The following is an 11,926-nucleotide window of genomic DNA, read 5'->3' as shown; positions in this document are numbered from 1 at the left end:
CTGCCTAATGAAATAACCGTGTCTAACTTTTAGGGGTCACTCCAGAACCAGCGGGTTTTTTGTTATTCATATATAGACTCTTCGTCTGTACTGTAAGTGGCTTCCTCTTCGGAATCGCTGCTTTCATCCTCTTCAAGCCGGGAATATGATGGTTCCATATCAAGGTGTCGCTGTAATTTGCCTTTTACGACTTCTAGATCTGTTTCATCAATTCGGTAAATATAAGCACCAGAGCTCATAAAGTCATCTGTCCCGGAAAGTGTGAGGGATTCAAAGTCAATGCGGCCGTCTTTTCCGTATTCAATAAGTGATTTCATTTCACTGAATGTCAGGTTTGTCCGCATATTTGACCCGACTGCTTCTAAAATTTCATCGTATTTTGTAATGGAATTTAAAGATATTGCTTTTTTCGTAATCGCCTGCAAAATTTGCTGCTGGCGCTTGCCACGCTCAATATCATTGTCATATTTACGTGTCCGGGCTAGGGCAAGTGCTTCTTCACCATTTAAATTTTGCTTTCCTGGCTCAAGTTCAACGGCACCGTGTATATCATTAGAATTTTTTTCATTCATTTCAAATGGTACATCAAATTCAATGCCATTTAATGCATCGACGACATCAACAAAGGCATAAAAATTTAATCTAACGTAATAATCGACCGGCACCTCAAGCAGCTCTTCAACCGTTTCGATTGTCGAAATCGGTCCGCCGGTTGCATGTGCATGGTTAATTTTATTGTACTCATCAAGTTCAGGGATATATGCGTATGAATCCCGTGGAATGCTCAACATCTTAATGGTTTTATTTTCGACATTCAACGTCGCGAGAACAAGTGCATCAGTGCGTGTGTTAAGGCCATATTGCCGATTTTCGTTATCATCAATACCCATAAATAAAATGGAAATGTTGTCTTCGAGCGGGTGCACGTCTGCATCACGCAATTCAGACTTAGCTCTTCCGTCATCTTCATACGAGTCGGTAAAGACCGTTTCTGCTTTTTTATGCAAGTTCGCCGCATAGCCGATTAATGTCGAGGCGATAAGCAGAACAGGTATAAAAAGTGTGAAAAAGACGATCCGGCGTTTTTGTGTCTTCCTGCGCCGCCGTCCTGTTCGCTGATTTTCTGAAGCCATGTTTCTTTCTCCTTTAAAATGGTGATTTTCGTGCGGTTTCGACAGAAATGCTACCTTTCATTTTACTATGAAACGAGAGTTACGTAAAATTTTTTTTATTCAGCAGCATCTTTTTCCATATAGAGCACGTCACCTTCAGTATAGACCGCCTGTCCATTCGTCATTTCTGTCATCCATCCACAAAAAACAGGAACGTCCTTCTCTTCAACGAAGACATCGACCTCCACATTTTCCGCATAACGAATATTCTTTATGTCATAAATAGAGGAATGAAGTTCATTTTCAATTTTCCCGAGCCAAGAGTAATCAATGGAGGCAGTGACGACTTTCAACAGCCGGCGCTCAACAATTCCCGTCGCATTCAAACCTTCCGAAGCGGATTTTCCATAAGCACGAATTAAGCCGCCGGCTCCGAGTTTGATGCCGCCGAAATAACGGGTAACCACGATTGCCGTGTCTTTCAACCCGCGCTTTTTGATTACTTCCAAAATGGGTACACCAGCAGTTCCAGAAGGTTCACCGTCGTCATTTGCTTTTTGAATTTGATCGTTTTCGCCGATCATGTAAGCAGAACAGTTATGCGTTGCATCCCGGTTTTGCTTTTTTATACGCTCAATAAATGCCTGCGCTTCCTCAACCGATTCAACTCTATCTACATAAGCAATGAAACGGGATTTTTGAATAACAATTTCATATTCCCCATAGCCTTTAACGGTTTTATAAAAAGATAACAATTATTTTTCCTCCAGTTGGTTTAAGAATGAAGAAATGGGGTATTAACTACTGTTAACCATCGTAAAGGAAAAAAGTCGGAATGAAAAGAGACATGCTCCGAAATACTTTTAAAGGAAACGTAAATAAACTTTAATGTTCAATATTTAATCTAATTGATATAATAATATTGTCCTTTCCGTGTGAGGTTTTCACCGGGTCTTTTTTTAGTCAATTAAAAAGAACTACGTATTTTTTCCGCCTTCAAAAGTTGCAGTGGCATGAAAAATGGGCTGTGTCTTTTTAAACAGGTATTTAAAAACGGGGAAGGGATCTTTCATGTCCATACGAAATTCTGATACGAAACTGCTTGATACGATACTTGATAAGATGGTTGAAACGGTCGATCAAAGTAAAGACCAGATTTTCTCGATTGCTGAACAGAGCAGGGTTGATTATGAAACGCTGATGACAGAGCTGGAGCTTGTTAAAAGCCATATTCATTTTGCGATTATTGAGCAGGAAGACCTGGAACGAAAAGTGAAAATGGCTCGCCGGCGATTATCAGAAGTGAGTAAAGATTTCTCTGTATACTCTGAAGAGGTCGTGCGGGAAGCGTATGAAAAAGCGCATGAATTGCAAATGAAACTTCTTGTCCTGCGTCAAAATGAAAAGCAGCTTATGGAACGGCGCAACGACCTTGACCGCCGTCTTCTTTCTGTCAACAAAACGATTGAACGGGCGGAGCACCTCGTCTCGCAAACTGCGGTTGTTTTAAATTATTTAACGCAGGATATGAAACAATTTGGACAGGCGCTTGAAGATGCCCGTCTTAAACAGGCATTTGGTCTGAGGGTAATGGAAGCGCAGGAAGAAGAGCGAAAACGGCTATCACGGGAAATTCATGATGGACCAGCACAGATGATGGCAAATGTACTCATGCGTTCTGACCTAATTGAAAAACTGTACCGTGAACGAAATGTGGAAGACGCATTTAAAGAAATACGCGATTTAAAAAAAATGGTTCGATCTGCCTTGTATGAAGTGCGTCGGATTATTTACGATCTTCGCCCAATGGCACTTGATGATTTAGGATTGATCCCAACATTAAAAAAATATTTAGCGACCGTTAGTGATTACAACAGGTCCAAGTCGGCGGAGCCGGATATTGAATTTGTGAATATCGGGATGGACAAACGTCTTCCGTCAAAACTTGAAGTGGCCTTGTTTCGACTTATTCAAGAATCTGTTCAGAATGCATTAAAACATGCAGATGCATCAAGCATTATGGTGAAACTAGAAATTAAAAGAGATCAAGTACTTGCTGTCGTAAAAGATAACGGCAAAGGGTTTCTTGTAAATGAAAAAAAATCCGGTTCATTTGGCATAATGGGAATGAAAGAACGGGTGGAGCTTCTTGAAGGTGACATTACGCTTCACTCCAAGCCGGGAGAAGGCACAGCTGTTTTAATTAGCGTGCCTGTGTTGGAGCAGACATTGAATTAGAGGAGGATATAGGGATGGCAACGAAAATTATTATTATTGATGATCACCAATTATTCCGTGAAGGAGTAAAGCGCATTCTTGATTTTGAGGAATCATTTGAAGTACTGGCTGAAGGGGACGATGGTGCTGAAGCACTCGCACTTGTCGGACAGCACAAACCGGACGTAGTCATTATGGATATTAACATGCCGGAAGTAAATGGTGTAGAAGCAACCCGTACATTAATTGAACAGTATCCAGATACGAAAGTCATCATTTTATCCATTCATGACGATGAAAACTATGTTACACACGCACTTCAATCAGGAGCGCTTGGCTACTTGCTGAAAGAAATGGATGCGGAAGAACTTGTCGAAGCCGTAAAAGTGGTTGCCGCGGGAGGTTCATACTTGCATCCGCGTGTCACACACAACCTGATCGCCGATTACCGCCGCCTGTCAAATGATGATGGGAAAGGGAAAGGTTTCCAGCAAACGGAAGTCGTCCGGCCACTGCACTTATTGACACGCCGCGAATGTGAAGTGCTACAGCTTCTTGCTGACGGAAAGAGCAACCGTGGCATTGGAGAAGCGCTGTACATCAGTGAAAAAACAGTTAAAAACCATGTCAGTAACATTCTTCAAAAAATGAACGTAAATGACCGTACACAGGCAGTCGTTACAGCCATTAAAAAAGGATGGGTGGAAGTACGCTAAGCCCAATTTTTATGATGTGTTGATTGCATGAAAAAGGACTCTTTCACCTTGTTTCCTCCGGATGCATATGATGGATGGATGGAATTTTAAAAAGGGGATGAGTAATGAGCCCGTATTACTACCGTCCGATTAACTGGCAGTTTGCTTACACCGATTATTTTCGGTCGTCCGCCATATTACCGCTATTACTGAAAAAACGGTCTGCGCTAGTTGAGCGCGGACCGTTTTTCTTTTACAATAAAAGCAGACGAAGAAAGGACGTGCCATGACGTTGACATATAAATGGATAACAGCGCTGATGATTGCAGGTGTATTGCTTGCCGGTTGTGGAGATGAAACAAAAAACGAATCGGCTAACTCGACAAGTGACAGTGAACCAGCTGACACAATGAAACAAGATACACATACTGCTTCAGATGTTTCTAAAGAAACAGCTGATGCGGAAAAATCCAGCTTAATCGAAGGGGAAAATACGCAAACTGGCAAGGTCCCGATCGAAGAAGCTGAAAATGTACCCGCTGAAGAAAAAAAAGCGATTTTAACTGTTCTGGACAAGCAGGTAAAATCATTTAATAATAAAGATGCAGACGCGTACATGTCCACCATTTCAAAAACGCCGGAATCCTTTGACTATACAGAAGAAAAGCAGTATGTTCAAAAAGTGTTTGATACATTCGATGCATCCATGACACCGCTTAATCCGATGATTATTAAATACGACGATGAAACGAAAACGGCTAACGTCTTTATGAATATGGAATCGACATCAAAAGATTTAAGCACCGGCAAGGAAGTAAGCCAGACAACGCGTCAAATTATGGTCTTTAAAAAAGAAGACGCCGGCTGGAAGCAAATTTCTCTATTCGGCATGGAATGATCCTATAATTTAAGATGAAATGAGGCAGTTGATTATGACAAAAGAAATGAATGTAGAAAGCTTTAACTTGGACCACACAAAAGTAAAAGCACCGTACGTGCGACTTGCTGGTGTAAAAGAAGGACAAAATGGCGACAAAATTTTGAAGTATGATATCCGTTTTTGCCAGCCGAATAAAGAGCATATGGACATGCCGTCGCTTCATTCACTCGAGCATATGATGGCGGAATTCAGCCGCAATCATTCCGATAAAATCGTTGATATTAGCCCCATGGGCTGCCAGACTGGCTACTACATTGCAGTAATTAACCATGACGATTACAATGACATTTTGAACATAATCGAAAAAACACTTAAAGATGTGCTAGATGCAACAGAAGTGCCGGCTTGCAACGAAGTCCAATGCGGCTGGGCAGCAAGTCACAGCTTAGAGGGTGCAAAAGAGATTGCCAAAGGCATGCTCGCAAAACGAAATGAATGGACAGAAGTATTTGCCGGTTAAGCTATGTCGGTAATCCGTTTACTTTCGGCTGAATACACGAGAAACCCCGCTCATTTGAGCGGGGTTTTATTCGTTTTAAAGCTTGCTGTTTACTGCACTTTAGACATGGGCTTTTTTGATGCAAGCTGATTTTTTCTATCGATCGTAAACAACACAGCAGTGAGAATGCATACAATCCCCGCAATCTGCCATGCTGTTAATGCATCTTTAAAGACAATGACACCAATCATTATAGCGACAGCAGGTTCTGCTGTTGCGACAATGGCTGCCCGGCCGGATTCCATTTTGGCAAGCCCCGCTGTATAAAAAGCATATGCGAGAATCGTTGAGAAAAGGACAAGTCCGGCTCCATTCCGCCAAACAGCAGGCTCCAGGAAAACCCCCGCATGTTCAAAGATTCCGGAAAATGGCACGATGCATAACGACCCAAATAGCATTGAATAAGCTGTAATCGTAAGTGGATGATACCGTTTTGATACAAACTTTCCAAAAATCGAATAAAGTGCGTAAAAAAATCCAGATGACAGTCCGATTAAAATGGTCAAAACAGACAAGGCGGCATCACCGGAAGGAATGAGCCCGACGACAAACATACACCCGGTAATCGTCATAAAGAGGGCCGCTCCTTTTCCTCGTGTGAGCGGTTCTTTAAAAAATAGCCGCGACAGCAGGACGACAAAAATCGGTCCTGTATAAAGAAGAGCCACCGCAAGAGAGTTTGATGAGCGATCAATGACGGTGAAAAAACATAAATTAAAAAACGCAATACTGACAATTCCGCAGCCTGCAAAATACGGCAAATCCCGAACATTGACCATCAGCCATTTGCGCTGAAACACCGCAAACACTGGAAAAAGGATCAGTGCTGCACCAAGAACACGTAACGCTACAACATCGATTGGTGTAAAGCCATATGTATATAAACCTTGCACAAATAAACCAATTACTCCCCACAGAGAGGCTCCGATTAAAACAAGCGATATTCCTTTCAAAAGATCCCTCCTCGCAGCTGCGTGATATGTGTTAAAAGTTGCGCAGGATGACACGTTCTTACCCTTTATCTTAATCGAAAAGGGATGCAAAAAGACAGGGATTCAGATAAAATAAGGAAAGTATAAATAAAAATAAGGCAGGTATATGAAGATGAAGACGGCAATTTTGACTGACAGTACGGCTTATCTTCCGAAAGAGCTTCGCGATGAATTGAACATATTTATGATTCCGCTCAGTGTAATTTTTGGCGATGATGCTTACCGAGAAGAAATGGATATAACGACAGATGAATTTTATGAGAAGGTTCGTGGCAGCGAAAAATTACCGACAACGTCACAGCCGGTAATCGGCCATTTTGTCGAAATGTATGAGCGGATTGCCAAGGATTACGATGCGGTGATCGGCATTTATTTATCCAGTGGAATCAGCGGCACATACCAGTCGTCAATGACCGCAGCGGACATGGTCGATGGTCTTAACGTATATTCATTTGATACAGAGTTGAGCTGCGCGCCGCAAGGGTTTTATGTACTGCGTGCGGCAGAAATGGTTAAGCAGGGAAACACACCGGAAGAAATTATAGCTGAACTTGCCGAAATGAAACAGTGGACACGTGCCTATTTTATGGTGGATGATTTAAATCATTTGAAACGCGGAGGCAGGCTGAATGGAGCGCAGGCATTGATCGGTGGACTGCTTCAAGTGAAACCGATTCTTCATTTTGAAGATAAAGTCATTGTCCCATTTGAAAAAATTCGTACAAGCAAAAAAGCACTGAAACGAATCGGTGACCTATTTGAAGAGGTCTACAACGAAGGGGACAAAATGCAGGCTGTTATCATTCACGCTAATCGGGAGGATGATGCGCGCGACTGGATGATCGATTTGAAAAAACGATTCCCGAACGCTGAATTTGGCATCAGCCATTTTGGTCCTGTCATCGGCACTCATCTTGGCGAAGGAGCACTCGCGATGGGATGGACGAAAAAAGGGACGTATTGACCCCCGCAGGAAAAATCGAATAAAAAAAGCGTTCCGAACGTCGGAACGCTTTTTTGTTTATTGGGCAAGCAAATCTAGAGTATCTTTCGGAAGATCATCAGGATTAAATTGATTGGAAGTTGAACTTGCGGCTGATGTTCCCTTTATAAGGTTTCCAAATCCCTGTTCTTGTAGCAGCAAAGAAATTTGTGCGGAAATTTTGACTTTGTTTTTAACGGCATATTTTGTTTTCGAAACAATCATCTTATCAAAAATTTCACTTCTTGGAATGCCGTTTTCCGCAAATGCATTTTGGCTCATCAGTAAATCCGCCAGCGTGAGCGTATCATAGTCATCTCCAGCAAATACAAGGCTTCCGTTTACTTGATACCATAGATCACCGTTCGGGCGCACCCATTTTGGATATAGCTTTTCAATGCCGGCTTTCAATTCACGGGCGGTTTTCAAATACTTTGTCTCGCCAGTCTGCTTGTACGTTTCAAGCAGGAATCTCATTTCACCAAGTGCATGATTTAATGAAACATGCGTCTTTTTACTGCCCGGAGCGTAATAATCAGCGATTAAATAGCTTGTAGCAGTGATCGGAATAATATTGCCGGTCGTTTTTTGCTGGACAAGGAAATCCGCATAACGTAAATTTGCTGTCGCCAGTTCCGGAATAGAAAGTGATTCTGATGCATTTTTCAAAAAGAGGGCTGCATTTTCATTGAGACGCGTATCGATGTAAGGAGCCGTTGTGCCATATGATTTTTTCAGCCCTGCGCTCGTGTATTCCGTTTTGAAAACAGGCGTCTGCCCTTTAGCGATTGCTCCATTAGAAAAAACATTCAGATCCGCTAACGCATTCACAACAAGATCGCGGTAATACCTTTCTTTATTGCCGTTATAGGCACTTAAATAGACACCGCCCTGCAGCCTTGTAATGTTTCGTCCATACCCCATTTTGTAGCCAGGCTCAATGGACCATGGCAGCTTCGTGTATGCACCATCCGCTGTCAGCCAGTTATTAATGAATCCGTATTCCTTAATTGTCCGCTCAAACCATCTATTGCGATTATCCACGCTTTCAAATAGTTTCTTTTCAGAGACGAGGGCCCACGATTCAGAAATAGCCTTTCCGCGTACGGATACATTCATTTTCGCGGTAACTGTCTTTTTTGATGGATCTGTCGTGACATTGTAGCTTTCGAGTTCCTTTATAAACTCGCGCAAAACAGATTTCTGTCCGTTTGAATATGTCGTCTGACGGTTAACAGAAATATAGTTTTTCCCCATCATCATTTCATTCGTTACGGTCGATCCACGTTTCACAGACAAAATGCCTGTCGGGTGCGTGGTTTTGTCATACCCATATGTGCTGCTGAACGTCTGCTTAACGGTTCCGAACGCATTATATTTTGCCAATGAGTAGGAAGTAGACTGTTCAAATGGAAGACTGACAGACGCTGAATACGTATTATCACCGTTATGTACAAACTTTGTGAAGACAAATGTATCGCCGTTGTCCAGTTTTCGAAGTGTCACCCGCATGTAGCCAAATGGTTTTGACGCACGTCCCATATGGTAGTAGTAATGATGATCAGTAGATAAAGGGTTTTTACTTGATGTTTGTTTCATGTATGAGAGTGGGACGCCTCTAGTATTCATTCGGACTTTTACATATTGATAATCGTTGATTCGAAGTACGACTTCTTGATTGCTCGCCGGCTTTGGCAGTGTCACCGGATTTTTCGTAAAGCCAAGCAAATCAAGCTTTGTCATCAATCTATGCACGAAGACGGCTGATTCACCCCTCGTCGCAATTTTTGTTGGTTGAAATGTATTGTCTGCTGTTCCGTTGATTAATCCATAATGGGTCATCCGTTCCACAGCACGATAAGCATACTTGCCAATTGTTAATGAATCTGTATAAGTGAGCGATGAACGCTCCATATACTCGCCTTTTAGCTGCATGGCGCGGTCAAGCATAACCGCTACATCTGCGCGAGTTATCGGTTCGCTGATCAAAGACAATCCGTCTGAATTTCCAAGAATAAGCCCGGCTTTTTTTGCAGCAGCGATCTCGCTGTATAAGAGGCTGCCCCTCGGTACGTCTGGAAATGCTGAAGTGCCTGCTGGTAAATCAAGAGCGCGTACAAGATAAGCCAAGAACTGTCCTCTCGTTACCTGTGCATTCGGACGAAATGTGCCGTCATTAAATCCTTGAATCACACCTTCTTCTATTAACTCTTCAATTTCAGTTTTAGCCCAATGGTTTGAAATATCTCTGAAAGTCTGTGCCGATACTTGGAAGACAAACGTAAAGATAAGCAAGAAAGCAACGAGACTTCCTATTATTTTTCGCATAGTTTCCCCTTTCTTTCTTTATAAATATTACGAAATAATTATATCATATGTAAAAAAAGGCTCTATGTTAAATTACCATGACAAAATGACAGCAATTGTCATAAATATCAAATAAACAGTATACTAGACACGAAAGGAAGTGTTATATGACAAAGGTATCGTTTTTGACTGGCAGAGAACTTATTGATGAAGAAATGATCTACGTCCCGGACGAACACACCTCCACCCGGCCTGCTATCTATTTGGACAATGGAAGACTCCGTTGCAATCGATGCAACAACACCAAGAATTTTTCATCCCACCGCTGTGCCCGATGCGGAAAAGTATGCACATACTGCCGCAACTGTATTGAAATGGGCAAAATATCATCTTGCACCACACTTTACCGCTGGAACGGCCCGGCGCCAAAACATCCAGATCACGCTGGAACATTGCACTGGACAGGTACTCTTTCTGAAGGTCAAAGGGCTGCATCTGTTAACGTCAAACAAGCTATAATCCATTCAAGTGAGCACCTCGTTTGGGCAGTAACGGGAGCCGGCAAAACAGAAGTCTTGTTTCAAGGGATTGCAGCCGCTCTCTCTGATGGCAAACGGGTCTGTATAGCAGCGCCCAGATCCGATGTCGTGAGAGAGCTTGCGCCCCGCCTTGCAGCTGCTTTCCCTGACACACCGCCAATTGCTCTCTATGGCGGCAGCCCCGATCGCAGCTCGTACAGCCCGCTCGTCGTTACAACGACACACCAACTTTATCGTTTTTATCAAGCGTTCGATGTGATGATTGTCGATGAAGTTGACGCCTTCCCTTATACATTTGATCCATCACTTCAATTTGCCGTTCAAAAAGCACGGAAGGAATCGTCCTCGCTCATTTATTTGACAGCTACACCGAACACGGAATGGCAGTCGGAAGTAAAATCAGGAAAACGGGACGCTACACTTATTCCGGCGCGTTATCATCGGCACCCGCTTCCAGTGCCAGCGACACGATGGTGCGGCAACTGGAAAAAAACAATTTTACCGGTGTCTGTTCAATTATGGGTAAAAGAAAAGCTGAATGAGGGAAGCCGGCTGCTTCTCTTTTATCCACACATCGAAACGATGGACAAAGCATTGCCGCTATTTAAGGAAATAGACCCGCGTATCGAGAGTGTGCATGCGGCGGACCCTCTCCGGAAAGAAAAAGTTGAATTGATGCGCCGTGGGAAAATTCCTGCACTGCTGTCGACAACCATTCTGGAGCGGGGTGTAACCTTTCAGGGGATAGATGTCGCTGTAATCGGCGCGGAAGATGCGGTATTTGCCGAAAGTGCGCTTGTTCAAATAGCCGGACGTGCAGGAAGAAGTGCTGAATGTCCAACCGGTGAAGTTGTTTTTTTTCATTACGGCAAAACAGAAGCCATGAGGAAAGCGATCAGGCAGATCAATGAGATGAATAAACTTGGAGTTGAAAGGGGGCTAATTGACGAATGAAGCAGTGTCTGCTTTGCGAAAACAATACGGAAATGGAAACATGGCTCTTGTTTTTCGGAGCGAAATCTTCATCCTTGTGCCCGAATTGTCTCGGCAAATTAGAGAAAATAACGGGTCCGTTATGTCGGATTTGCTCCCGGCCAATGAAGGAAGAGGGGATTTGTTCGGACTGTCATTCATGGGGCGAGAGTATATATGCGGGCAACAGGTCACTGTACTTGTATAACAGCGCCATGCAATCGCTCCTCGCCCGTTTTAAATACAGGGGGGATTATGCGCTGGCCGCTGTTTTTGCAGATGATGTGCGGCGTGAGGCGAAAGAAGCGGAATGCGATGTCATTTGTGCTGTGCCGCTGTCGCCATCAAGGCTGCTGGAACGGCGGTTTAACCAGTCAGAAGCGTTAATTGAATCAGCTGGTCTTACACATACGCGCCTGATCGGCCGGTATGAATCGGATAAACAGGCAAAAAAGTCGCGAGCAGAACGATTGAGTGCAGAGCAGACTTTCTATCCATTAGGCCAGGCAGAGGGGAAATCGGTGCTTGTCATCGATGATATTTATACGACGGGTACAACGGTCAGGCGTGTGGCGGAAGCGCTGAAAGAAGCGGGGGCCTGTACCGTGAAATCTGTCACAATTGCTCGAAGCGGTTCTTGACATTTCAGCCGTTCCCTATGACAATAGGAC

At 43.3% G+C, this 11,926-nt stretch carries 12 protein-coding genes; 8 read left to right on the top strand and 4 right to left on the bottom strand.

Translation table 11 applies throughout. The features are described from left to right. Positions 1–62: 62 nt before the first annotated feature. Complete coding sequence (locus tag BTO28_RS15700) at positions 63–1,133, bottom strand: LCP family protein (protein ID WP_076768011.1); 1,071 nt, start codon at positions 1,131–1,133, stop codon at positions 63–65. Between the two features lie 95 nt (positions 1,134–1,228). Then, the gene (locus BTO28_RS15695) at positions 1,229–1,867 is read right to left on the bottom strand and encodes a YigZ family protein (protein ID WP_076768009.1); all 639 of its coding nucleotides are present in this window, start codon (positions 1,865–1,867) and stop codon (positions 1,229–1,231) included. A gap of 316 nt (positions 1,868–2,183) precedes the next feature. Here BTO28_RS15695 and BTO28_RS15690 point away from each other — a divergent pair, with 316 nt between their 5' ends. From BTO28_RS15690 to BTO28_RS15675, 5 genes are all read left to right on the top strand, one after another. After that, entirely contained in the window at positions 2,184–3,350 is a 1,167-nt protein-coding gene (locus tag BTO28_RS15690) for a sensor histidine kinase (RefSeq protein WP_076768007.1), read from the top strand. 14 nt (positions 3,351–3,364) lie between these two features. Continuing rightward, positions 3,365–4,045, top strand: coding sequence for a response regulator (locus BTO28_RS15685; RefSeq protein ID WP_076768005.1), 681 nt, complete (start codon positions 3,365–3,367; stop codon positions 4,043–4,045). Between the two features lie 104 nt (positions 4,046–4,149). Next, the gene (locus tag BTO28_RS17210; protein WP_158068837.1) at positions 4,150–4,314 is read left to right on the top strand and encodes a hypothetical protein; all 165 of its coding nucleotides are present in this window, start codon (positions 4,150–4,152) and stop codon (positions 4,312–4,314) included. Between the two features lie 2 nt (positions 4,315–4,316). Beyond that, a complete protein-coding gene (locus BTO28_RS15680; protein WP_144289499.1) occupies positions 4,317–4,922 on the top strand; it encodes a Cif family virulence factor in 606 nt (201 codons plus the stop codon). A gap of 34 nt (positions 4,923–4,956) precedes the next feature. Next, positions 4,957–5,424: an S-ribosylhomocysteine lyase gene (locus BTO28_RS15675; protein WP_076768003.1), complete on the top strand. Its 468-nt coding sequence runs from the start codon at positions 4,957–4,959 to the stop codon at positions 5,422–5,424. 89 nt (positions 5,425–5,513) lie between these two features. Here BTO28_RS15675 and BTO28_RS15670 read toward each other — a convergent pair whose 3' ends face one another. Next, the gene (locus tag BTO28_RS15670) at positions 5,514–6,416 is read right to left on the bottom strand and encodes an EamA family transporter (RefSeq protein ID WP_076768001.1); all 903 of its coding nucleotides are present in this window, start codon (positions 6,414–6,416) and stop codon (positions 5,514–5,516) included. A 151-nt stretch (positions 6,417–6,567) separates the two neighbouring features. Between BTO28_RS15670 and BTO28_RS15665 the strand changes: the two genes are divergently transcribed. Further along, entirely contained in the window at positions 6,568–7,419 is an 852-nt protein-coding gene (locus BTO28_RS15665) for a DegV family protein (protein ID WP_076767999.1), read from the top strand. Positions 7,420–7,476: 57 nt separating this feature from the next. On the opposite strand, the gene BTO28_RS15660 is transcribed toward BTO28_RS15665, so the two are convergent. Continuing rightward, on the bottom strand, positions 7,477–9,765 hold the full coding sequence (locus BTO28_RS15660; RefSeq protein WP_076767997.1) for an S-layer homology domain-containing protein: 2,289 nt from the start codon (positions 9,763–9,765) through the stop codon (positions 7,477–7,479). Between the two features lie 146 nt (positions 9,766–9,911). Here BTO28_RS15660 and BTO28_RS15655 point away from each other — a divergent pair, with 146 nt between their 5' ends. Both BTO28_RS15655 and BTO28_RS15650 read left to right on the top strand, forming a co-directional pair. After that, entirely contained in the window at positions 9,912–11,237 is a 1,326-nt protein-coding gene (locus BTO28_RS15655) for a DEAD/DEAH box helicase (RefSeq protein WP_076767995.1), read from the top strand. Continuing rightward, positions 11,234–11,896: a ComF family protein gene (locus tag BTO28_RS15650; RefSeq protein ID WP_076767993.1), complete on the top strand. Its 663-nt coding sequence runs from the start codon at positions 11,234–11,236 to the stop codon at positions 11,894–11,896. Before BTO28_RS15655 ends, BTO28_RS15650 begins: the two co-directional genes overlap by 4 nt. The last annotated feature ends 30 nt before the right edge of the window (positions 11,897–11,926 follow it).

It is taken from the genome of Domibacillus epiphyticus (assembly GCF_001975785.1).
Taxonomy (GTDB): Bacteria; Bacillota; Bacilli; order Bacillales; family Domibacillaceae; genus Domibacillus; species Domibacillus epiphyticus.
Note: the sequence above shows the minus strand (reverse complement) of the source record. Positions and strands in the feature narration are given on the sequence as shown.

Coding starts and splice junctions, on each gene's coding strand:
- BTO28_RS15675 (WP_076768003.1), top strand. CDS start 4,957: ATGACAAAAGAAATGAATGTAGAAAGCTTTAACTTGGACCACACAAAA.
- BTO28_RS15655 (WP_076767995.1), top strand. CDS start 9,912: ATGACAAAGGTATCGTTTTTGACTGGCAGAGAACTTATTGATGAAGAA.
- BTO28_RS15700 (WP_076768011.1), bottom strand. CDS start 1,133: ATGGCTTCAGAAAATCAGCGAACAGGACGGCGGCGCAGGAAGACACAA.
- BTO28_RS15690 (WP_076768007.1), top strand. CDS start 2,184: ATGTCCATACGAAATTCTGATACGAAACTGCTTGATACGATACTTGAT.
- BTO28_RS15650 (WP_076767993.1), top strand. CDS start 11,234: ATGAAGCAGTGTCTGCTTTGCGAAAACAATACGGAAATGGAAACATGG.
- BTO28_RS17210 (WP_158068837.1), top strand. CDS start 4,150: ATGAGCCCGTATTACTACCGTCCGATTAACTGGCAGTTTGCTTACACC.
- BTO28_RS15665 (WP_076767999.1), top strand. CDS start 6,568: ATGAAGACGGCAATTTTGACTGACAGTACGGCTTATCTTCCGAAAGAG.
- BTO28_RS15685 (WP_076768005.1), top strand. CDS start 3,365: ATGGCAACGAAAATTATTATTATTGATGATCACCAATTATTCCGTGAA.
- BTO28_RS15660 (WP_076767997.1), bottom strand. CDS start 9,765: ATGCGAAAAATAATAGGAAGTCTCGTTGCTTTCTTGCTTATCTTTACG.